Origin of the sequence: Pseudomonas sp. H26/SER47-MNA-CIBAN-0231, assembly GCF_040310465.1 — a bacterium.
GTDB classification, from domain to species: Bacteria; Pseudomonadota; Gammaproteobacteria; order Pseudomonadales; family Pseudomonadaceae; genus Aquipseudomonas; species Aquipseudomonas atacamensis.
The window spans coordinates 54,979-76,074 of the sequence record NZ_JBEOPW010000020.1 but is presented as its reverse complement, the minus strand read 5'-3'; the positions used below and the strand labels follow the sequence as shown (position 1 = coordinate 76,074).

Sequence of the window (21,096 nt, the reverse complement as noted above, 5' to 3'; positions counted from 1 at the left end):
TGCACGACCAGCTGAATTACCGCGGGCTACTAAACCCGATCACTGGGAATCAGTGACCCGATCCAAGTTACGCAGCAAGCCCTGGGCGCACAAGCCGGCGGATTCTGGCGCAGGCGTAGGCAGCGGCGCAAGGATTTGTAGCCTTGTGCGGCGTAACACTGGGTGTCTTTAAACAGCTGCAGCAGGCACTGTTTAAGACATGGCAGAAATCTGGGATGCGCCTGTAGGAATGTGGTGATGCAGTTGGCCCCATCGCTGGCAAGCCAGCTCCCACAGTGTCCGAGTTGTATTGGAATTTTGTGTACCACACAAAACCCTGTGGGAGCTGGCTTGCCAGCGATGAGGCCAGTCGGTACACCAGAACATTCGGATCAGCCTACTAGGCCAGCCTCCACCAACAACCTCTCCAGCCCCAACAAATCCGGCACCTTCGCCACCTGCTCGCCCACCTGCACCGCCGCCTGTTCCAGCGCACACAACGGCACATCGACATAACTCAACTGACTGTCCAGCTTGTACGACCGAGGAATCCCCTGCACCAACAGGGCGATGAATCTGAGCTGCGGCAAGCCGCCCAGCGCATTCAGAATGACGATCCGCGCCCGTTCGCCGATGACGATTTTCTGCCCGCAGGCCGATTCGAAACTGATCAGCGGAATCTGCCGCTCGCGCCACGTTACCCGGCCCAGGTACCACGGCGGCGTGTCGAGGTCGAAGGCGCTGGCCTGGTAGTCGATCAGCTCGGCGATGGCGACATTGGGCAGGATCAGGTTGCGATCGGCCAGCGGCAGCAGCAGCCCGGTGAGCTGGCTGGTGCGCGGGTTATGCCGGTGCTCATGCATGTTTCTTGCTCCACTGGGCGATGCTCTCCAGCAACACCGATTCCTGATACGGCTTGCCGAGGTAGTCGTTGACGCCGATGGCCATGGCGCGGTCGCGGTGTTTCTGCCCGGTGCGCGAGGTGATCATGATGATCGGCAAGTGGCACAGGCGTTCGTCGGCGCGCACCTGGGTGGCGACTTCGAAGCCGTCCATGCGCGGCATTTCGATGTCGAGCAGCATCAGGTCGGGCATGTGCTCTTCGAGCAGCAGCATCGCATCGACACCGTCCTTGGCGGTCAGCACGTTCATGCCGTGACGTTCGAGCAAACGGCTGGTGACCTTGCGCACCGTTACCGAGTCATCGACGACCATGATCAGCAGCGGCTTGTGCGGCTCGCTGTCGATCTCCGTGCGCGCCGGCTCTTGCGCCAGCCGCGCCTGCATCGCCCGGATCGGTGCGAGCAGATCCAGAATCAGCACCACCCGGCCATCGCCGAGAATCGTCGCCCCCGACACGCCCTGCACCGCCGCGAACTGCGGGCCGAGGCTCTTGACCACGATCTCGCGGGTGCCGGCCATGGCGTCGACCAGCACCGCAATATGGCGGTCGTTGCAATGCACCAGCAGCACCGGCAACGGCAGGTTCTGCCCGAGCAGTTTTGGCCGTGGCGCAGTCTTCAACAGCTCGCCGATATAACACAGCTCATAACGCTGGCCGGCGTATTGATAACTCGGCGGATCCTGACGGAAGTGCCCTTCCAGATCATTCGGCAACACGCGCACGATGCCTTCGATGGTGTTCAGCGGGATCGCGTACTGATCCTCAGCGCACTGCACCATCAGCGCGCGGTTGACCGACACGGTGAACGGCAGGCGAATGCGGAAATGCACGCCCTGCCCCGGCACCGAATCGATGCTCATGCTGCCGCCGAGTTGGCGCACTTCTTCGTGGACCACGTCCATGCCGACGCCACGCCCGGAAATCTGGGTGATCTTTTCCGCCGTGGAGAAACCCGGCTGGAGAATGAACTGCAACACATCGCGGTCGCTGATCTCGGCGTCGGGCGCCAGCAGACCGCGCTTGATCGCCTTGCGCCGCACGGCTTCCAATGGCACACCGGCGCCGTCATCGCGGATGTCGAAAACCATGTCGCCGCCCTCGCGGGACAGATCGAGGGTGATCTGCCCTTGCGCCGGTTTACCCGCCGCCAGCCGCACCTCGGTGGATTCCAGGCCATGGTCGACGGCATTGCGCAGCATGTGTTCCAGCGGCGCGGCCATGCGCTCCAGCACGTTGCGATCCATCTCGCCATCAGCGTTGCCGACGACGAATGCGACATCCTTGCCCAGCTCTTCGGCGACCTGACGAACGATGCGTTTCAGACGCGGCACCATGCGTTCGAACGGCACCATGCGCGTGCGCATCAGGCCTTCCTGCAATTCGGTGTTGATCCGCCCCTGTTGTTGCAACAGGTTCTCCGCGTCGTGGTTGCGGCGGTCGAGGGTTTCCTTGAGGTCGAGCAGGTCCGAGGCGGATTCGAACAGCGCCCGCGACAGTTGCTGGAGCTGCGAATGGCGATCCATTTCCAGCGGATCGAAGTCTTCATAACCGAGGCGTTCGCCATCGGCTTGCTGGCGGCTGAGGATGCGCCCTTGGGTTTCGGTGTCAAGGCGGCGCAACTGATCGCGCATGCGCTCGATGGTGGTTTCCATCTCGTTGAGAGCAATCTGCGCATCGTTGACTTGCTGCTCGATCCGCCCACGAAAGATCGAGGTTTCCCCGGCCAGGTTGACCAGTTCATCAAGCAGCTCGGACGAGACCTTGACCATGTCTGCGCCAGCATCGGCGGCGGGTGGCGCTGCCTCAGGCTTGATCACCGGAGCTGGCGCCGGCGGCGCTTCAACCTGCGCCGGATGGCTGAAATTCTGGATCGCGCTGATCAGCCGATCGGCCGGCGGGCACGGTTGCCCGGCGCGCACGCCATCGAGCATTTGCGCCAGCCGGTCATGGCCGCGTTGCACCAGCGCGAACAGTTCGGCGGATGGTTGCAGCGCACCGGTGGAAAGACTTTCGTAGAGAAATTCCAGCTCATGGGCGAGGTCGCCGATCGGGCCGATTTCGACCATCCGCGCGCCACCCTTGAGGGTGTGCAGATCGCGCAGCAGGGTTTCAATTTCCTGCCGGTTGCCCGGCTCGGCCTGCCAGCGTAACAACGCGGCGCCGGAGCTTTCGATGATGTCGAAACCTTCTTCGAGGAAGATTTCCAACAGTTCCGGATCATGCCCGGCGTTGTCGTGTTCGACCGCTGCGGGGGCAGATTCGCTGGCGGCCTGGCCCTGACGCAACTGACGGATCGCGTCGATCAGATCCTGCGCCGGGGTGAGCGCTTGATGCGCTTGCAGTTGCTCCAGCATCAGCGCCAACCGCTCATGACTGTGCTGCAACAAACCTTCGAGCGCGGCGCTGTGGTTGTAGCGCCGATCGACCAGCCCTTCGTAGAGGTTTTCCAGTTCCTGGGCAAGGTCGCCGACGGCCTCGACCTCGGCCATGCGCGCGCCGCCCTTCAGCGTGTGCAAGTCGCGCTGCAATGACGACAGCGGCGCGGCGTTGTCCGGGTCCTTGCGCCAGCGCTGCAAGGCTTGCCCGGCGCTGTCGAGAATGTCCACCGCCTCTTCGAGGAAGATTTCGACGATCTCGTCGTCAGGCTCAAGGGCGGCAACCGATTGCTGCAATTGCGCGGTGGCGCTGCCCAGTTCGCGAATGTCCAGGGTGCGGCTGCCGTCGCTGCGGATCAGGCCCATCGCCGCCGGGTCGAGGCCTTCGTCGAGCAAATCCTGCAAGGCGCGAATCCGCTCCGGCTGCGGGGTGATCTCCTGGCCGGCGGCGAGTTCGTCGAGCATGTTGATCAGCGCTTCGTGGGCCAGTTGCGCTTCGTGAAAAAACCGCTCACTGACCGCCAGGCTGCTTTCTTCCACCGCGCCATACAGGTCGAGCAAGGCTTCGCACAAGCCATCGACCGCCTGCAGATCGGCCAGATGCGCGCCTTCGCCGAGGGTGGTCAGTTCATCGAGCAGAGCGCTGAGTTCCTGGCGTTCGCCGGGGTGCTGCTGCCAGCGCTGCAAAAGGTTTTCGGCGTCGAGGAGGATGTCCATGCCCTGGGCGAGGAAGTTGTTGATCAGCTGCGGATCGCGCTTGAGGCGCAGGCCGCTGTCAGCGCCATCGGTGCTGGCTTGCAGGCGCTCGGCGAGGAGCGCCTCGGTGCGTTTGATCAGCGACTGCGCACCGACAATCGGCGCCAGCGGATCGTGTTTGAGCTGGCGCAGGCCGACGCGGAACAAGCCCTCGGCTTCGAGCAGCAGTTCGACCTCGTCCAGATCCAGCGGCAACTGATGCGCCTTGAACTCGCGGGCCAGTTGATCCAGCGAAGCCGCCAGTTCGGCCATCGGCAATACGCCGGCCATCGAGGCACTGCCCTTGAGCGTGTGCAGCGCCCGTTGCAGTTCGTCGCTGGCCGGCAACGGCACCTGTTCGGCGGCCTGATCGAGGAAACGGTTGAGGCTGGCGAGGTGGGTTTCGGCTTCTTTGCGGAAGATTTCCAGCAGCAGCGGATCAAGCGCGGCGACGTCGTCGGTGTCTTCGGCAGCCAGCGGCTCATCGCCTTTGGCCAACGCGTGGGCGCGGGCGGCGAGTTGGTCGACATCGTTGCGCTGGCGCTGACGCTGGGTGGCGAATTCGTTGATCAGCTCGGGCAGCAGCAACACGGTGTCGCCGAGCAATTGGCGCAGCACCGCGCCGGGCTCGACGCTTTGTTCGAGCACGCGGTTGAGCAGGTTTTCCACCGCCCAGGCCAGTTCGCCAAGGACCAACGCGCGGACCATGCGCCCACTGCCCTTCAAGGTGTGAAAGGCCCGGCGCAGTTCGGTCAGCGCGGCGCGGTCCTGGGGATTGGCGGTCCAGCGCGGCAGGTATTCGTGGAGGACCGCGAGGACTTCGTCGGTCTCTTCGAGGAACACTTCGCGCAGTTCATCGTCGACCGGTTCTTCATCGGCCGGCGGCGGCATCAGGCTGTCGGGGCTGTTGCGCGCCGGCGGGTTGAGCGCCGACAGCGGGCTGGCCAGCACCTCGGCCAGCGACTGCACGACGTCAGGGTCGTCGAGGGTTTGCAGATCCTGCATGACCTGCGCTTCGCTGGGGCTGAGCACCTCATCGAGCACCGGCACCTGCGCTTCGCCGGGCTGCTCGTTGGCGAAGAAGCCGAGGCTGGCAAGGCTGTTTTGCGCGACATCGAGCAGATGCTCGGCGGGCGCCTGCGGGTCGTCGCTCAGGCGTTCGAGGTAATACTCCAGGCTGCTGATCACATCGGCCAGATGATCGAGTTGTTCCCAGCCCGGTTCGTGGGCATCGAGCATCAAATGCTCGCGAATGAAACCGTTGCAGGCCTCGACCAGACTCGCTGCACGGGCCAGCGGAATCATCGCCAGGGCGCCGCGCACCTGTGTCAGCAGTTCGGGCAGCGAGTGCAGATGCTGGCGGTCCCAATCGGCGTCGATGTAGTCGACGATCATGTCCTTGGCCTGTTGCAGGCAGATGCGCGCTTCCTTGATCACGATCTGATGGATCTGCGTCAGGTCGGTGGTCGGCAGGCGCGCGTCTTCGGCGCTTTGCGTCTCCACCGTGCCGACCATACCGGCCAGCGTCGCTTCGACGTAGAGCAAGGCCCCGGCGACGTCCATGAGGATCGCGTCGTTCGGTTCGCGCTGGCCCTGAGCGAGGCTGAGCACCACCGCCAGTTGGTCGATGATGACTTTGCGCGGCTGGCCGAAACCCAGCACCGCGAGGGTGTCGGCAATCTGCCGCAGCGGCGCGAGCAGGCTGTCCAGATCCGAAGCGTGCTGGCGGTCACTGCGCACGAACAGATCGAGGCGCTCCTTGACCCGCACCAGCTCTTCGCACAGCGCCGCCAGCACCGAGCGCATGGCATCGCGGTCGGGGCCGGCGAGGCGCGCGCGTTCTTCATCGACCATCGCGCTGTCGGGCAACGCGTCGTCCAGGGAGTAGTGATCTTTCATGGTCAGCATCTGCCCGGTGGGATGTTCGGCTTTGGCAATATAGAACAACAGGCTTTTCAGCAGCTCGGCCGGCGCCGGTTGATTGAGCCCGACGATGCCCTGCTCGAGCAGGCGCTTGAGCTCTTGGTCGGCGTCCTTGAACAGGCTGCGCAGCGCCGGACTGTTGGCGATGACGCCCTCGCGCATGCCCTCGACCAATGCCGAGGCGATTTGCCACAAAGGGCTCAACGGCGCATCGCCGCTCAGCGCTTCAAGGCGGGTAAAGACCTTGGCCAGATAACCGAGGTGCGTCTGGTCATCCTGTTCGCGCAGCAGCCCGACCAGGGCCATTTGCAGCATCTGCCGCAGTTTGCGCAGCACGTTCGGCAGATCGGGCGGTTCCAGCGCGGCGAGTGCCGCGTCGCCGAGCGGCGCCAGCTCGGGCAGTGGCGGGCTGAACAGGCTGGTTTCCGCCAGCAGGCTTTCACCACGGGCGCTACGCAGATCGTTGATCAGCGGCAACACCACCAGCGGCAGGTCGCGGCGGGCGCTCTGCACGCGGTCGAGGTAAAGCGGCAGTTGCCCCAGGGCTTGCAGCATCAGGTGCAAGGCTTCGTCGCGGTGTGGCACGCGTTGATGTTGCAGGGCTTCGACCAGATGCTCCATTTCTTCGGCCAGTAACGCTGCGCCGTAGAACTCGACCATCTGCAGGCTGCCGTGGACCTGATGAATGTAGGCCAGGCACTCGTCCAGCCCGGGGAAGGCCTGCGGATCGTCGAGCACGGCCTCGATCGCCTGATGCGCCAGCTTCAGCGTTTCGGCAATTTCGCCCTTGACCCATTCCAGGGCCACGTAGTCGTGCCGATCACCCATAACCACTCCACTCACGCTTTATCTGTCGCCGCCGGCAAGGTGAAACCGGACACCGAACGGCGCAACTGACTGGCCATTTTCGCCAGGTTGCCGATGCTCTCGGCGGTGGCCGTGGACCCCGACGAAGTCTGCGAGGTGATCTGCTGGATCACGTTCATCGTCAGCGAGATCTGCCCGGCCGAAGACGTCTGCTGTTGCGCCGCGTTGGAAATGCTCTGGATCAGCGCGGCGAGGGTCTTGGACACGCCTTCGATTTCTTCCAGGGCCACACCGGCATCCTGCGCCAGTCGCGCGCCGCGCACCACTTCGGTGGTGGTCTGCTCCATGGAAATCACCGCTTCGTTGGTGTCGGCCTGAATCGCTCGCACCAGGGTTTCGATCTGCCGGGTCGCGGCGGACGAACGCTCGGCCAGCCGCTGCACTTCGTCGGCAACCACGGCAAAACCGCGCCCGGCATCCCCGGCCATCGATGCCTGGATCGCTGCGTTGAGGGCGAGAATGTTGGTCTGGTCGGCGATGTCATCAATCAGGCTGACGATGTCGCCGATTTCCTGAGAGGACTCGCCGAGGCGCTTGATGCGCTTGGCGGTGTCCTGAATCTGTTCGCGGATGTTGTCCATGCCGTGGATGGTGTTGTGCACCACCTCGTTGCCTTTGTTGGCGATTTCCACGGAACGCTCGGCCACCGCCGACGATTCGGCAGCGTTGGCCGACACCTGATCGATGGACTCGGCCATGTCGCTGATGGCTGTCGAGGCTTCGGAAATCTGCTGCGCCTGTTGCTCCGAGGCCTGGGCCAGATGCATGGCGGTGGCCTGGGTTTCCTGCACAGCAGCGGCAACCTGGCCGGCGGTGAGGTTGATGGTGGCGACCAGATCGCGCAATTGGTCGACGGAATAGTTGATCGAGTCGGCGATGGTGCCGGTGAAGTCTTCGGTCACCGACGCGGTCACGGTGAGGTCGCCATCGGCGAGGTCTTCGATTTCGTCGAGCAGGCGCATGATCGCGTTCTGGTTGCGCTCGTTCTTCTCGGCGGTCTCGCGCAATTGCCGATTGGTTTCGCGGACCATGACCAGACCGATGAGGATGATCGAGGCCAGCGCCAGCAAGCCCAGCACATAGCCGCCAATGGTGTCGGTGTTGCGCCCGCCGGCCAGATGCTCGAATCCGGTGGCCAAGTGCGAGGCTTCGTCGAGCAGGGTTTGCGACAGGGTGAAGATGTTGCTCGCCGATTCGCGGACCTTGAACAGCTCTGGCGAGGTTTCGAGGATTTCATCCACGGAGCCGGAAACGAACTGGAACAGCTCGGAGATTTCGCTCAAACGCGCACGGGCGTCGCGGTCTTCGACCTGGCTGATTTTCAGCGCCGGGTTGCCCTGCAACATGCCGTTGAGCACCAGACCGAAACGCGCGGCATCACGACCAAACGCGTCGGCGGCCTGCTGCGAGTTTTCGTCACCGGCGAGCACGGTGTTGACTGCGCCAAGAATGCGCTCAGCCAACAGCGATTGCCGTTGCGCCATCGCCACCTGCGCCGCCGGGGCGCCGCGCTGGAGCAGGATTTCCACGACTTTTTCGTATTCGATCTGCAACTGCGGCACGGTTTCGGCCAGCGTTGCGGCGACCTGATGCAGCGACAGCACGGTCTGTTCGCTGGTGAGGATCGCATCGGTGTTTTTCAGCAGGCGCTCCCAGTCCATCTGCACCGCGCGCATTTCCGGGCGCACGGCGACGGGTGCCGGGGGCAGGCCGGTGTTCGGGTCACCCTTTTTCAGGTAACCCCAGCGCTGGGCAAAATCGTTGCGCGCATCACTGAGCAGTTTGAAGGCGGCCGCCTTGCCCGCCGCCGCTTCGGTGGCGTTCTTGGCGATGCGTTGCGAGAGCACGCGCAGTTCGCCGGCATGGCCGATGTACTGCTTGTCGTAGTTCGCCTGGGTGTTGAGGTACGCGAAGTTGGCGAACAGCAGCATGATGAACACGATCAGTGCGATAAACAGCACGATGATCTGCGCACGACTGCGCGATGCTTCTGCCGACTTGCCTGTTTTTGCTTTTGTCATCGGTCCTCGCCTTAACCCGCACCTTTGAGGCCTGCTGCAATCCCTGTGGGAGGCAACCTCATGATGAAGAAATTTTGTGGCGAGGGGATTTATCCCCGATGGGTCGCGCAGCGGCCCCAAAAACCTGAGTCGTATCGGCTACATCTCAAATACAGGTCTTGGGTCGGCTTCGCCAACCATCGGGGATAAATCCCCTCGCCACAGGTCTGTCTGACCCACAATTTTCCTGATCACATGGCCCATTCCGCCCAATGGGTTCTGTATTGTTCGTGCTAAAGAGCCACGCCCATAAACACCGGAGATCTGGCCAGTGCGAACAGGCTGAACACCCGCCAGTTCTGTTCGCGGCGGAAATAGCCTTTGACGAATTCGGCCTTGGAGCCCTGGCGCTTGCTGATCGACAGCGGCTCGAAACTGCCCTGTTCGAAATGCTGCAAGCCGATGACTTCGTCGACCATTACCCCGGCGAACACGTCTTCATGCTCCACCACCAATACCCGCCGCTGTTTGCGCAACGGCGACAGTTCATGGCCGAAGAAGCCGCACAGGTCCATGATCGGCAGCAGCCGCCCGCGCAGGTTAGCCACACCCTTGACCCACGGCTTGACCCCGGGCAACTGGGTGAAGCGCGGCTCATGCAGGACTTCGCTGACTTCGCCCATCGGCGCCACATACCAATGCTCGCCGAGGCGAAAGCCGATGCCGCTCCAGCGATCCGCGCGCGCCGCTTGCGACGGCAGGTCGGCTGCCAGCAGGCGGCAGCGCTGGTCGATCTGCCAGAGCAGTTCGAACGCGGTCAGCGATTCGCTCATGATTGCGCGATCAGCCTTTGAGGACGTTGTTCAGGGTCTTGATCAGGGTGTCCTCGTCGACCGGTTTGGTCAGGTAATCCTTGGCGCCCTGGCGGGTGCCCCAGACCTTGTCGGTTTCCTGATCCTTGGTGGTGATGATGATCACCGGGATGTGCGCAGTGTCGGCATCCTTGGTCAACTGCCGGGTCGCCTGAAAACCGTTGAGGCCGGGCATGACGATGTCCATCAGCACCGCGTCGGGTTTTTCCTGACGGGCCAGGGCCACGCCGTCGGCGCCGTTCTCGGCCTTGAGCACTTCATGGCCGTGCTTTTCGAGCATGCCGGTGAGTTTGTACATTTCAGTCGGCGAATCATCGACGATCAGGATACGTGCCATGGTCTTCCCCATTTTTCTGGTCGACTGCCGGCCCGCTGGCCGAGCGTCACTGTGCGTGTCTTACTGCGGCAAAACGGCGGCGAAGCCCGGAACATGGGCCTGGATCGCGTTGAGCAGTTCTTCTTTGCTGAACGGCTTGGTCAGAAATTGATCAGAACCGACAATCCGCCCCTTGGCCTTGTCGAACAGACCGTCCCTGGACGACAGCATGATCACCGGCGTCGCCTTGAAGGCGCTGTTGTTCTTGATCAGGGCGCAGGTCTGATAACCGTCCAGACGCGGCATCATGATGTCGACAAAGATGATCCCGGGATGGTGGTCGGCGATCTTCGCCAGCGCATCGAAACCGTCGATGGCGGTGATCACTTCGCAACCGACATTCTTCAACAATGTTTCGGCGGTGCGGCGAATCGTTTTCGAGTCGTCGATCACCATGACCTTCAAGGCGCTGGACTGCTGTTCCATAAGAGGGTTCTACCGTCGCCTTTGCGAATCAAATTGTCCGTTTTGCTGTGAATAATGGCCTGAAACCCTTGAAACCCATGGGGCGGCGCGATCTGCCAGCCTTTTTAGCACAGTCTCCAGATGCAATCTATCGACGGGTTTTTCCTTGACCCGAAACCCGCCCGGCGCCACTCTGGCGGCACTTTTTCAATACCGATCCGGTAGCCAAATTTCGAGGAAAACCCAATGAGCGTTCGCGTCGGGATTGTCATGGACCCTATCGCCAGCATCTCCTATAAAAAGGATAGCTCGCTGGCCATGCTGCTGGCCGCGCAGAAGCGTGGCTGGGAACTGTTCTACATGGAACAGAAAGACCTGTATCAGGCCGAAGGCCAGGCGCGGGCGCGGATGAGCCCGCTGAAAGTCTTCGCCAACCCGGACAAATGGTTCGAACTGGACGCCGAGCAGGACAAGCTGCTGAGCGACCTGGACGTGATCCTCATGCGCAAGGATCCGCCGTTCGACATGGAATTCGTCTATTCCACTTATCTGCTGGAACAGGCCGAAGCCGCCGGCGTGCTGGTGGTGAACAAGCCGCAGAGCCTGCGCGACTGCAATGAAAAGCTGTTCGCCACGCTGTTTCCGCACTGCACGCCGCCGACCATCGTCAGCCGCCGCCCGGACGTATTGCGTCAGTTCGCCGACCATCACGGTGACGTGATCCTCAAGCCGCTGGACGGCATGGGCGGTTCGTCGATCTTCCGCCACACCGCCGGGCACCCGAACCTCTCGGTGATCCTCGAAACCCTGACCCTGCACGGCAAGCAGCAGATCATGATTCAGGGCTACCTGCCGGCGATCGTCGACGGCGACAAGCGCATTTTGATGATCGATGGCGAGCCGGTGGATTACTGCCTGGCGCGTATCCCGGCCATGGGCGAAACCCGTGGCAACCTCGCCGCCGGTGGCCGTGGCGAAGCACGTCCGCTGACCGAAAAGGATCGCTGGATCGCCGCCCAGGTCGGACCGACCCTGCGCGAGAAAGGCCTGCTGTTCGTCGGCCTCGACGTGATCGGCGAGCACCTGACCGAAATCAACGTCACCAGCCCGACCTGCATCCGCGAAATCGACAATGCGTTCGGCACTGATATCGGCGGCATGCTGATGGATGCTATCGAAAAGCAGCTGCAAGCTTCGAGCCGCAAGCCACAAGCTTGAAGCCGGCCCGCGTCAGCTTGAAGCTTGAAGCTTGAAGCTGCCCCTATGCAGCTTGTCGCTTGAAGCTCGTCGCTTGCAGCTAAAAACCAACATTGCGTTATCATGCCGAGCCCAAAAAAATGCGATGTTGGTTTTTCTACGATGACTCTGCCGTCCGATCTGCCCGCTGAACTCGCCCATCGTGGCGTGCGCCCGGCCGATCGCCTCGGTTTTACCCTGTTTCTCGCGGCGCTGATTCACCTGGCGCTGCTGCTCGGCGTCGGTTTCACCATGGTCGAGCCGCAGCAGATCAGCAAAACCCTGGAAATCACCCTGGCCACCTTCAAGGCCGAGAAGAAGCCGGAAAAGGCAGATTTTCTCGCTCAGGAAAACCAGGAAGGCAGCGGCACGCTGGACAAGAAAGCCCTGCCCAAGACCACCGAAATCGCGCCGTTCCAGGACAATCAGGTCAAAAAGGTCACCCCGCCGCCCGCCGCCAAGCCAGTGGTGCAGGAAGCCGCCCCGAAGGCAGCGGTGACCACCGTTGCGCCGAAACCGAAAAAGGCGCCGACCAAGAAAGAAGAAAGCAAAACCGAAGTCAAACCGACCGTCGACGCGCCAGCGTTCGACAGCTCGCAGCTGTCCAGCGACATCGCCAGCCTCGAAGCGGAACTGGCCAAGGAACAACAGCTGTACGCCAAACGCCCGCGCATCCACCGCTTGAGCGCGGCATCGACCATGCGCGACAAGGGCGCTTGGTACAAGGATGACTGGCGCAAGAAGGTCGAGCGCATCGGCAACCTCAACTACCCCGAAGAAGCCCGACGCAAGCAGATCTACGGCAATTTGCGCCTGATGGTCTCGATCAATCGCGACGGCTCGCTGTATGAAGTGCTGGTGCTGGAATCCTCCGGCCAGCCGCTGCTCGATCAGGCGGCGCAGCGCATCGTCCGCCTGGCCGCGCCGTTTGCACCGTTTACCGGTGATCTGTCGGACATCGACCGCCTGGAAATCATCCGCACCTGGAAATTTGCCCGGGGCGACAAGCTCTCAAGCAACTGAATATTTATGTGGCGAGGGGATTTATCCCCGCTCGGCTGCGCAGCAGCCGCAAAACCATTCCATACGGAGTGTCAGGCAGAACCTATCAAGCGATTCAGGGGCGCTTCGCGCCCCAACGGGGATAAATCCCCTCGCCACAGATAAATCCCCTAACCACAGATAAATCCCCTAACCACAGATAAATCCCTTCACCACAGATAAATTCCCTGAGCACAGATAAATCCCCTAACCACAGATAAACTCCCTCACCACAGCAAATCCCCTCGCCACAAAAGCTCTGTTTCAATAATGGATCTGTGTTGTTGTCAGCATCTCCAGCTTGTCAGTTCGCCCCTCGAACGCCACACTAGCGCTCATGAAAAACGTCAGCCCCAGCTACCTCAAGCATCACTTCCTGATCGCCATGCCACACATGGCCGACCCGAACTTTGCCCACACCTTGACCTACATCGTCGAGCACACGGCCAATGGCGCGATGGGGCTGGTGGTCAACAGGCCGCAAGACTTGAACCTGGCCGACATCCTCGAACAGCTGCGCCCGGACATCGAGCCGCCGGCGCGTTGCCAGGATGTGCCGATCTTCATCGGCGGGCCGGTGCAGACCGATCGCGGTTTTGTCCTGCACCCGGCGGGCCAGACCTTCCAGGCCACGGCGCAGCTGGACGGCGACCTGGCCCTGTCGACTTCGCAGGACGTGCTGTTCGCCATCGCTGACGGCGTCGGCCCCGCGCAGAGCCTGATCACCCTCGGTTACGCCGGCTGGGAAGCCGGGCAACTGGAAGCCGAACTGGCCGACAACGCCTGGCTGACCTGCCCGTTCAATGCCGACATCCTCTTCAACACCCGCAGCGAATTGCGCCTGGAAGCGGCAGCGCGGCATTTGGGCATCGACCTCAATCTGCTCACCAGCCAGGCGGGTCACGCCTGATGGCCCTGCGCCTGATTCTCGGCTTCGACTACGGCACCAAACAGATCGGCGTCGCGGTCGGCCAGGTCATCACCGGCCAGGCCCGCGAGCTGTGCACCCTGAAAGCGCAGAACGGCGTGCCGAACTGGGATCAGGTCGAAGCGCTGATAAAAGAATGGAAACCCGACGCCGTGGTGGTCGGCCTGCCGCTGAACATGGACGGCACGCCCAGCGAGATGTGCGTGCGCGCCGAGAAATTCGCCCGCCGCCTCAACGGCCGCTACAACCTGCCCTTCTATACCCACGACGAACGCCTGACCACTTTCGAAGCCAAGGGCGAGCGGCTGGTGCGTGGCGGGCAGAAAGGCAGTTACCGCGACAACCCGGTGGACGCCATCGCCGCCGCCCTGCTGCTGCAGGGCTGGCTCGATGAAAACACTGCATTGTTTGAATCCTGACAAGCGCTTCGGCGCTTTTCTTTTGGTTATAAACCGAGCTTCGTCCGGCAGGACGCAGCGCGGAATCACGAAGGAGCAACCATGAGCCTGCCCAATCCCGCCGATCTGATCAGCCAGATGGCGACCCGCCTCAAGGCGCACCTTGCCCAGCGTGACATCAGCGAACCGCGTTACATCGGCATCCGCACCGGCGGCATCTGGGTCGCGCAGGCGCTGCTCAAGGAACTGAACAGCGATGCGCCACTGGGCACGCTGGATGTGTCCTTCTACCGCGACGACTTCAGCCAGAACGGCCTGCACCCACAAGTGCGCCCGTCCGCCCTGCCCTTCGAGATCGAAGGCCAGCATCTGGTGCTGATCGACGACGTGCTGATGAGCGGTCGGACCATCCGCGCCGCCATGAATGAACTGTTCGATTATGGCCGTCCGGCCAGCGTCACCCTGGTCTGCCTGCTGGACCTGGACGCCGGTGAGCTGCCGATCCGCCCGAACGTGGTCGGCGCCACCCTGACCCTGGCCGGCAACCAGCGGGTCAAGTTGTCCGGCCCCGAGCCGCTGACGCTCGAACTGCAAGACGTCACCCTTTAATCCGCCCTATTGAGAGTCCCCCTCGCGATGACGCCTCTAGATACCAAGCGCCCGCTGCAGCTCAATGATCAGGGCCAGCTGCGCCACTTCCTCTCGCTCGACGGCCTGCGCCGCGAGTTGCTGACGGAAATCCTCGACACTGCCGACTCGTTCCTTGAAGTCGGTGCCCGGGCGGTGAAGAAAGTCCCGTTGCTGCGCGGCAAGACCGTGTGCAACGTGTTCTTCGAGAACTCCACGCGCACCCGCACCACGTTTGAACTGGCGGCCCAACGGTTGTCGGCAGACGTGATCACCCTGAACGTGTCGACATCGTCGGCGAGCAAGGGTGAAACGCTGCTCGATACCCTGCGCAACCTTGAAGCGATGGCCGCCGACATGTTCGTCGTGCGCCACGGCGACTCGGGCGCGGCGCACTTCATCGCCGAGCATGTCTGTCCGCAGGTGGCGATCATCAACGGCGGCGACGGCCGGCATGCGCACCCGACCCAGGGCATGCTCGACATGCTCACCATCCGTCGGCACAAGGGCGGTTTCGAAAACCTCTCGGTGGCGATCGTCGGCGACATCCTGCATTCGCGGGTGGCGCGCTCGAACATGCTCGCGCTGAAAACCCTTGGCTGCCCGGACATCCGCGTGATCGCGCCGAAAACCCTGCTGCCGATCGGCATCGAGCAATACGGCGTCAAGGTCTACACCGACATGGCTGAAGGCCTGAAAGACGTCGACGTGGTAATCATGCTGCGTCTGCAACGTGAGCGCATGACCGGCGGCCTGCTGCCCAGCGAAGGCGAGTTCTACCGCCTGTTCGGCCTGACCACCGCACGTCTGGCCGGAGCTAAACCCGATTGCATCGTCATGCACCCGGGGCCGATCAACCGTGGCGTGGAGATCGAGTCGGCGGTGGCCGACGGCCCGCACTCGGTGATCCTCAACCAAGTGACCTACGGCATCGCGATTCGTATGGCTGTGCTGTCCATGGCCATGAGCGGGCAGACTGCGCAACGTCAATTCGAGCAGGAGAACGCCCAGTGAAGCTCAGCATTCTCGGCGCACGCGTCATCGATCCCAGCAGCGGCCTGGATCAAATCACCGACATCCACGTTGAAGCCTGCAAGATCGTCGCGCTCGGCGCCGCACCGGCCGGTTTCAGCGCAGTGGAAACCATCGATGCCCAAGGTCTGGTCGCCGCGCCTGGCCTGGTCGACCTCAACGTTGCCCTGCGCGAGCCGGGCTACAGCCGCAAAGGCTCGATCGTCAGCGAAACCCGCGCCGCCGCTGCCGGTGGCGTGACCAGCCTGTGCTGCCCGCCGAAGACCAAACCGGTGCTCGACACATCCGCCGTGGCCGAACTGATCCTCGACCGCGCCCGCGAGGCGGGCAACACCAAGGTGTTCCCGATTGGCGCGCTGAGCAAAGGTCTTGATGGCGAGCAATTGGCCGAACTGGTCGCGCTGCGCGACGCCGGTTGCGTGGCGTTCGGCAACGGTCTGGAGAGCTTCCGCAACAGCCGCACCCTGTGCCGGGCGCTGGAATACGCGGCGACGTTCGACCTGACGGTGATCTTCAACTCGCAGGATCACGATCTGGCCGAGGGCGGTCTCGCTCACGAAGGCGCGGTCGCCAGTTTCCTCGGCCTGCCGGGCATCCCGGAAACCGCCGAAACCGTGGCGCTCGCTCGCGATCTGCTGCTGGTCGAGCAGACCGGCGTGCGTGCGCACTTCAGCCAGCTGACCAGTGCGCGCGGTGTTGCCCTGATTGCCCAGGCGCAGGCCCGAGGTCTGAAAGTCACTGCCGATGTCGCGCTGTATCAGCTGATCCTGACTGACGAAGCGCTGATCGACTTCAACAGCCTCTATCATGTGCAACCGCCGCTGCGCACCCGCGCCGACCGCGATGGCCTGCGTGAGGCAGTGAAGTCCGGGGTGGTTTCGGCGATCTCCAGCCATCACCAGCCCCACGAGCGCGACGCCAAACTGGCACCGTTCGGCGCCACCGAGCCGGGCATCAGCAGTGTTGAGTTGCTGCTGCCGCTGGCGATGACGCTGGTCGAGGATGGTTTGCTCGACTTGCCGACGCTGCTGGCACGTCTCAGCGCAGGCCCGGCCGAAGCCCTCCGCCTGCCGGCGGGCAAACTGGCGGTAGGTGGTGCGGCGGATATCGTGCTGTTCGATCCGAAGGCATCGACGGTGGCCGGTGAGCACTGGCTGTCGAAGGGCGAGAACTGCCCGTTCATCGGGCACAGTCTGCCGGGTGTCGTTCGCTATACGCTGGTGGATGGGCGGATTACTCACCAGGCCTAAAAAGCAAAAGATCGCAGCCTGCGGCAGCTCCTACTTTGGAATGCATTTCCCTTTAGGAGCTGCCGCAGGCTGCGATCTTTTGATCTGGCAAAAACTTACTGAAAGGCGCCGCGATTCTGCGCGTTGCGCACCGACACCTGATCGTTCAGGGTCCAGAAGTCATACAGCACACCAATAAAGAACAACCCGCCGGTCAGCAGATACAGCAAGCCGCTGATCCATTTGCCCTGATACATCCGGTGTACGCCGAACACACCGAGGAAAGTCAGCAGAATCCACGCGACGTTGTACTCGATCGGCCCGGCAGCAAAGCGCAAATCCGCTTCGCGATCCATCGCCGGGATCAGAAACAGGTCGATCAGCCAGCCAATCCCCAGCAAACCGAAGGTGAAGAACCAGATCGTTCCGGTCACCGGCTTGCCGTAATAAAAGCGGTGCGCGCCGGTGAATCCGAAAATCCACAGCAGGTAGCCGATGACTTTGCTGTGAGTGTCTTTTTCTTTCACGCGGGGTAGCTGATAGCTGTTCATTAAGACCTCATTGCACTCGATAGATAAATATTCTTCATTTCTTTGTGACTTTTTTACAGGTGGCCGACGTATGGCAAATGTTACCGTTGCTAGCGCGAAACCCTTGTAAAACCTGACTTCTGTCGGACAATTGCGTACTTTTTGAGCGTTTTTGGTTCCGTAGCCGGCGGAATGAATCGATGAACGGCCTCGGAACGGCAAAAAAAGCTGTTATAAAGTTGCGCGCTATCACTTATGAGCCACGCCTAATGCGACCATTTTTCAAGACATGGCTGACTATTTGCCTATTAATGCCACTGGCCGCCCACGCCACCAATCGTGAGCAACGTCTTCCCAACGTCAACGGCTTCACCCCTAAATCCCATGCTTCGGCTCCATCGAGCAAAAGCAGCAAGAGCAAGACCACCACGCTGAGCAGCAAGAGCCGCAGCAAGCTGGTGCCACCGATGGCGAGCAAGGAAAGCAGCAATGTGCTGAGCCGTGCGGTAAACGTCCTCGGTACACCTTATCGTTGGGGCGGCAGCAGCCCAAGTAAAGGCTTCGATTGCAGCGGCCTGGTGAAATATGCGTTCAACGACGCTACGTTCGACCTGCCACGCACCTCCAACGCCATGGCCAGCGGTCACGGCGAGAAAGTCGAGCGCAAGGATCTGAAGCCGGGCGATCTGATTTTCTTCAACATCAAGAGCCGTCGGGTGAACCACGTTGCCATCTACCTGGGCAACGACCGCTTCATCCACGCCCCGCGCCGTGGCAAAGCGGTGAGCATCGACACGCTGAACAAGCCGTACTGGGAAAAGCATTACGTCGTGGCCAAGCGCGTATTGCCGAAAGAGCAACAGCAGCTGCGCGTAGTCCAGCGCTAACACCATACCGATCGTTCCCACGCTCCACGTGGGAATGACTCAATGGACGCTCCGCGTCCGCTTCGGCAGGGACGCAGAGCGTCCCGGGCTGCATTCCCACGCAGAGCGTGGGAACGATCACTCCCTCAAAAATTATCCGGCGTACGCGCTTTCTCGCGTGCATGCTCGCGGCTGATCAAGCCCTTGGTCACCAGATCCTTCAGGCACATATCGAGTGTCTGCATCCCCAACGACCCACCGGTCTGAATCGCTGAATACATCTGCGCCACCTTGTCCTCGCGAATGAGGTTACGGATCGCCGATGTCCCGAGCATGATTTCATGCGCCGCCACCCGCCCGCCGCCGATCTTCTTGATCAACGTCTGCGACACCACCGCCAGCAACGACTCTGACAGCATCGAACGCACCATCGATTTCTCGTCGCCGGGAAACACGTCGACCACGCGGTCGATGGTCTTCGCCGCCGAGGTCGTGTGCAGCGTGCCGAACACCAGATGCCCGGTCTCAGCGGCGGTCAGCGCCAGGCGAATGGTTTCCAGATCACGCATCTCGCCGACCAGAATCACGTCCGGGTCTTCACGCAGGGCCGAGCGCAGCGCGGTGGCGAAGCTGCGGGTATCGCGATGGACTTCGCGCTGATTGATCAGGCATTTGCGCGATTCATGGACGAACTCGATGGGGTCCTCAATGGTGAGGATGTGGTGATGGCGATGGGTGTTGAGGTAATCGATCATCGCCGCCAGCGTGGTCGATTTGCCGGAGCCGGTCGGCCCGGTGACCAGCACCAAACCGCGCGGCGCATCGGTGATCTTGCGGAAAACATCGCCCATGGCGAGGTCTTCCATGCTCAGCACTTTCGACGGAATAGTGCGGAACACCGCGCCGGCACCACGATTCTGGTTAAAGGCGTTGACCCGAAAGCGCGCCACGCCGGGTACATCGAAGGAAAAATCCGTTTCCAGATTTTTCTCGAATTCGATGCGCTGGGTGTCGTTCATGATGTCGTAGATCAGATCGTGCACTTGCTTGTGATCCAGCGCCGGCAGATTGATCCGTCGCACGTCGCCATCGACGCGAATCATCGGCGGCAGGCCGGCCGACAGGTGCAGGTCGGAAGCGCCCTGTTTGGCGCTGAAGGCCAGCAGTTCAGTGATATCCATAGCGTCCCTCAATTCCAGTAGAATGCCGCGAACCTACAGACCGCCGGCGCCTCTTGATGTCCACGATAGCAGACAACATCCTTCAGGTTAGTTCGCGCATCCAGGCAGCGGCGAAAGCTGCGCACCGCGACGAAAACAGCATCCATTTGCTCGCCGTGAGCAAGACCAAACCCGCCCAGGCCCTGCGGGAGGCCTACGCCGCCGGCCTGCGCGACTTCGGCGAGAACTACTTGCAGGAAGCCTTGGGCAAACAGCTGGAGCTGGCCGACCTGCCCTTGATCTGGCACTTCATCGGCCCCATTCAATCGAACAAGACTCGCGCGATTGCCGAGCATTTCGACTGGGTGCACTCCGTGGATCGTCTGAAAATTGCCCAACGCCTGTCCGAGCAGCGCCCGGCCGAACTGCCGCCCCTGAACATCTGCATTCAGGTCAATGTCAGCGGCGAGGCGAGCAAATCCGGTTGCACCCCGGCCGATCTGCCAGCGCTGGCCGAGGCCATCAGCGCGTTGCCCCGTTTGAAACTGCGCGGACTGATGGCGATTCCCGAGCCGACCGAAGAGCGCGCTGAACAGGACGCTGCCTTCGCCGCCGTGCAGACATTGCAGGCGAGCCTCGCTCTGCCGCTCGACACACTGTCCATGGGCATGAGCCACGACCTCGAGTCGGCCATCGCCCAAGGCGCCACCTGGGTGCGGATCGGTACCGCGCTGTTTGGCGCCAGAGATTATTCCCAGTCTTGAACGTTTCCAGATAAGGACCACACATGAGCAACACACGTATTGCGTTTATCGGTGCGGGCAACATGGCGGCCAGTCTGATTGGCGGCTTGCGCGCCAAAGGTCTGGAAGCGGCGCAGATCCGCGCCAGTGATCCGGGCGAAGACACCCGTGCCAAGGTCAGCGCCGAACACGGCATCGAAACCTTCGCTGACAACGCCCAGGCCATCGACAGCGTCGATGTCATCGTGCTGGCGGTCAAGCCACAGGCGATGAAAGCCGTGTGCGAGGCGATTCGCCCGAGCCTCAAGCCTAATCAACTGGTGGTGTCGATCGCCGCTGGCATCACCTGCGCGAGCATGACCGCGTGGCTCGGCGAACAACCGATCGTGCGCTGCATGCCCAATACTCCGGCGCTGCTGCGTCAGGGTGTCAGCGGTCTGTACGCGACCAGCGAAGTGAGCGCCGAGCAACGCCAGCAAGCCGAAGAGCTGCTGTCCGCCGTCGGCATCGCCCTGTGGCTGGAAGAAGAACAGCAACTGGACGCAGTCACCGCAGTGTCCGGCTCCGGCCCGGCGTACTTCTTCCTGCTGATCGAAGCGATGACCGCCGCCGGCGTCAAACTTGGCCTGCCAAAAGAGATCGCTGAGCAACTGACCGTGCAGACTGCTCTGGGCGCCGCGCACATGGCGGTGTCCAGCGATGTCGATGCAGCCGAACTGCGCCGCCGCGTGACCTCGCCGAATGGCACCACGGAAGCTGCGATCAAATCATTCCAGGCTGGCGGCTTCGAAGCGCTGGTTGAAACCGCACTCGGCGCCGCCGCGCACCGCTCGGCCGAAATGGCCGAACAACTGGGCAAATAAAGGAGCC

The 21,096-nt window shown here is 62.1% G+C and carries 18 protein-coding genes; 10 read left to right on the top strand and 8 right to left on the bottom strand.

The window, feature by feature from the left end; translation table 11 throughout:
* Positions 1 to 371: 371 nt before the first annotated feature.
* The 6 genes from AAEZ10_RS23670 to pilG all read right to left on the bottom strand — a co-directional run bounded on the left by AAEZ10_RS23670 (position 372) and on the right by pilG (position 10,457).
* Positions 372 to 842, bottom strand: a complete 471-nt coding sequence (locus AAEZ10_RS23670; RefSeq protein WP_350571227.1) for a chemotaxis protein CheW — start codon at positions 840 to 842, stop codon at positions 372 to 374.
* Complete coding sequence (locus tag AAEZ10_RS23665; protein ID WP_350571225.1) at positions 835 to 6,744, bottom strand: Hpt domain-containing protein; 5,910 nt, start codon at positions 6,742 to 6,744, stop codon at positions 835 to 837. Before AAEZ10_RS23665 ends, AAEZ10_RS23670 begins: the two co-directional genes overlap by 8 nt.
* A gap of 11 nt (positions 6,745 to 6,755) precedes the next feature.
* Entirely contained in the window at positions 6,756 to 8,804 is a 2,049-nt protein-coding gene (locus tag AAEZ10_RS23660; RefSeq protein WP_016772746.1) for a methyl-accepting chemotaxis protein, read from the bottom strand.
* Positions 8,805 to 9,076: 272 nt separating this feature from the next.
* Positions 9,077 to 9,616 carry a chemotaxis protein CheW gene (locus AAEZ10_RS23655; RefSeq protein ID WP_073471041.1) on the bottom strand — a complete coding sequence of 180 codons (540 nt, stop codon included), beginning with the start codon at positions 9,614 to 9,616 and terminating at the stop codon, positions 9,077 to 9,079.
* A gap of 10 nt (positions 9,617 to 9,626) precedes the next feature.
* Positions 9,627 to 9,992: a twitching motility response regulator PilH gene (gene pilH, locus AAEZ10_RS23650; protein WP_039757553.1), complete on the bottom strand. Its 366-nt coding sequence runs from the start codon at positions 9,990 to 9,992 to the stop codon at positions 9,627 to 9,629.
* 60 nt (positions 9,993 to 10,052) lie between these two features.
* Positions 10,053 to 10,457, bottom strand: a complete 405-nt coding sequence (gene pilG, locus AAEZ10_RS23645) for a twitching motility response regulator PilG (protein ID WP_016772743.1) — start codon at positions 10,455 to 10,457, stop codon at positions 10,053 to 10,055.
* A 225-nt stretch (positions 10,458 to 10,682) separates the two neighbouring features.
* On the opposite strand from pilG, the gene gshB reads away from it, so the two are divergent.
* From gshB to AAEZ10_RS23610, 7 genes are all read left to right on the top strand, one after another.
* Positions 10,683 to 11,654: a glutathione synthase gene (gene gshB / locus AAEZ10_RS23640; protein WP_350571222.1), complete on the top strand. Its 972-nt coding sequence runs from the start codon at positions 10,683 to 10,685 to the stop codon at positions 11,652 to 11,654.
* A gap of 141 nt (positions 11,655 to 11,795) precedes the next feature.
* Entirely contained in the window at positions 11,796 to 12,695 is a 900-nt protein-coding gene (locus AAEZ10_RS23635; RefSeq protein WP_122751157.1) for an energy transducer TonB, read from the top strand.
* A 355-nt stretch (positions 12,696 to 13,050) separates the two neighbouring features.
* Positions 13,051 to 13,623, top strand: a complete 573-nt coding sequence (locus tag AAEZ10_RS23630) for a YqgE/AlgH family protein (protein WP_016772739.1) — start codon at positions 13,051 to 13,053, stop codon at positions 13,621 to 13,623.
* Positions 13,623 to 14,060 carry a Holliday junction resolvase RuvX gene (gene ruvX / locus AAEZ10_RS23625; protein WP_016772738.1) on the top strand — a complete coding sequence of 146 codons (438 nt, stop codon included), beginning with the start codon at positions 13,623 to 13,625 and terminating at the stop codon, positions 14,058 to 14,060. The genes AAEZ10_RS23630 and ruvX overlap by 1 nt, the downstream gene beginning before the upstream one ends.
* Positions 14,061 to 14,141: 81 nt before the next feature.
* A complete protein-coding gene (pyrR, locus tag AAEZ10_RS23620; protein WP_016772737.1) occupies positions 14,142 to 14,648 on the top strand; it encodes a bifunctional pyr operon transcriptional regulator/uracil phosphoribosyltransferase PyrR in 507 nt (168 codons plus the stop codon).
* A gap of 27 nt (positions 14,649 to 14,675) precedes the next feature.
* Positions 14,676 to 15,680, top strand: a complete 1,005-nt coding sequence (locus tag AAEZ10_RS23615; protein WP_016772736.1) for an aspartate carbamoyltransferase catalytic subunit — start codon at positions 14,676 to 14,678, stop codon at positions 15,678 to 15,680.
* On the top strand, positions 15,677 to 16,948 hold the full coding sequence (locus AAEZ10_RS23610; protein WP_110603640.1) for a dihydroorotase: 1,272 nt from the start codon (positions 15,677 to 15,679) through the stop codon (positions 16,946 to 16,948). Before AAEZ10_RS23615 ends, AAEZ10_RS23610 begins: the two co-directional genes overlap by 4 nt.
* 95 nt (positions 16,949 to 17,043) lie before the next feature.
* On the opposite strand, the gene AAEZ10_RS23605 is transcribed toward AAEZ10_RS23610, so the two are convergent.
* The gene (locus AAEZ10_RS23605; RefSeq protein WP_016772734.1) at positions 17,044 to 17,478 is read right to left on the bottom strand and encodes an NINE protein; all 435 of its coding nucleotides are present in this window, start codon (positions 17,476 to 17,478) and stop codon (positions 17,044 to 17,046) included.
* 248 nt (positions 17,479 to 17,726) lie between these two features.
* Between AAEZ10_RS23605 and AAEZ10_RS23600 the strand changes: the two genes are divergently transcribed.
* Positions 17,727 to 18,344: a C40 family peptidase gene (locus AAEZ10_RS23600; protein ID WP_024014657.1), complete on the top strand. Its 618-nt coding sequence runs from the start codon at positions 17,727 to 17,729 to the stop codon at positions 18,342 to 18,344.
* A gap of 125 nt (positions 18,345 to 18,469) precedes the next feature.
* Here the strand turns inward: AAEZ10_RS23600 and AAEZ10_RS23595 are convergent, their stop codons facing one another.
* Complete coding sequence (locus AAEZ10_RS23595) at positions 18,470 to 19,504, bottom strand: type IV pilus twitching motility protein PilT (protein ID WP_016772732.1); 1,035 nt, start codon at positions 19,502 to 19,504, stop codon at positions 18,470 to 18,472.
* Positions 19,505 to 19,560: 56 nt separating this feature from the next.
* Between AAEZ10_RS23595 and AAEZ10_RS23590 the strand changes: the two genes are divergently transcribed.
* Both AAEZ10_RS23590 and proC read left to right on the top strand, forming a co-directional pair.
* A complete protein-coding gene (locus AAEZ10_RS23590; RefSeq protein ID WP_071172225.1) occupies positions 19,561 to 20,247 on the top strand; it encodes a YggS family pyridoxal phosphate-dependent enzyme in 687 nt (228 codons plus the stop codon).
* 23 nt (positions 20,248 to 20,270) lie between these two features.
* Positions 20,271 to 21,089 (top strand): pyrroline-5-carboxylate reductase, encoded by an 819-nt coding sequence (proC, locus tag AAEZ10_RS23585; RefSeq protein ID WP_073471036.1) that lies wholly within the window; start codon positions 20,271 to 20,273, stop codon positions 21,087 to 21,089.
* Positions 21,090 to 21,096 lie beyond the last annotated feature (7 nt).

What these genes read in the sequence shown, in the direction of transcription:
- pyrR (WP_016772737.1), top strand. Translation starts at nt 14,142, where the DNA reads ATGAGCCTGCCCAATCCCGCCGATCTGATCAGCCAGATGGCGACCCGC.
- ruvX (WP_016772738.1), top strand. Translation starts at nt 13,623, where the DNA reads ATGGCCCTGCGCCTGATTCTCGGCTTCGACTACGGCACCAAACAGATC.
- AAEZ10_RS23590 (WP_071172225.1), top strand. Translation starts at nt 19,561, where the DNA reads ATGTCCACGATAGCAGACAACATCCTTCAGGTTAGTTCGCGCATCCAG.
- pilH (WP_039757553.1), bottom strand. Translation starts at nt 9,992, where the DNA reads ATGGCACGTATCCTGATCGTCGATGATTCGCCGACTGAAATGTACAAA.
- AAEZ10_RS23605 (WP_016772734.1), bottom strand. Translation starts at nt 17,478, where the DNA reads ATGAACAGCTATCAGCTACCCCGCGTGAAAGAAAAAGACACTCACAGC.
- AAEZ10_RS23595 (WP_016772732.1), bottom strand. Translation starts at nt 19,504, where the DNA reads ATGGATATCACTGAACTGCTGGCCTTCAGCGCCAAACAGGGCGCTTCC.
- pilG (WP_016772743.1), bottom strand. Translation starts at nt 10,457, where the DNA reads ATGGAACAGCAGTCCAGCGCCTTGAAGGTCATGGTGATCGACGACTCG.
- AAEZ10_RS23635 (WP_122751157.1), top strand. Translation starts at nt 11,796, where the DNA reads ATGACTCTGCCGTCCGATCTGCCCGCTGAACTCGCCCATCGTGGCGTG.
- gshB (WP_350571222.1), top strand. Translation starts at nt 10,683, where the DNA reads ATGAGCGTTCGCGTCGGGATTGTCATGGACCCTATCGCCAGCATCTCC.
- AAEZ10_RS23655 (WP_073471041.1), bottom strand. Translation starts at nt 9,616, where the DNA reads ATGAGCGAATCGCTGACCGCGTTCGAACTGCTCTGGCAGATCGACCAG.
- AAEZ10_RS23670 (WP_350571227.1), bottom strand. Translation starts at nt 842, where the DNA reads ATGCATGAGCACCGGCATAACCCGCGCACCAGCCAGCTCACCGGGCTG.
- AAEZ10_RS23665 (WP_350571225.1), bottom strand. Translation starts at nt 6,744, where the DNA reads ATGGGTGATCGGCACGACTACGTGGCCCTGGAATGGGTCAAGGGCGAA.
- proC (WP_073471036.1), top strand. Translation starts at nt 20,271, where the DNA reads ATGAGCAACACACGTATTGCGTTTATCGGTGCGGGCAACATGGCGGCC.
- AAEZ10_RS23660 (WP_016772746.1), bottom strand. Translation starts at nt 8,804, where the DNA reads ATGACAAAAGCAAAAACAGGCAAGTCGGCAGAAGCATCGCGCAGTCGT.
- AAEZ10_RS23615 (WP_016772736.1), top strand. Translation starts at nt 14,676, where the DNA reads ATGACGCCTCTAGATACCAAGCGCCCGCTGCAGCTCAATGATCAGGGC.
- AAEZ10_RS23600 (WP_024014657.1), top strand. Translation starts at nt 17,727, where the DNA reads ATGCGACCATTTTTCAAGACATGGCTGACTATTTGCCTATTAATGCCA.
- AAEZ10_RS23630 (WP_016772739.1), top strand. Translation starts at nt 13,051, where the DNA reads ATGAAAAACGTCAGCCCCAGCTACCTCAAGCATCACTTCCTGATCGCC.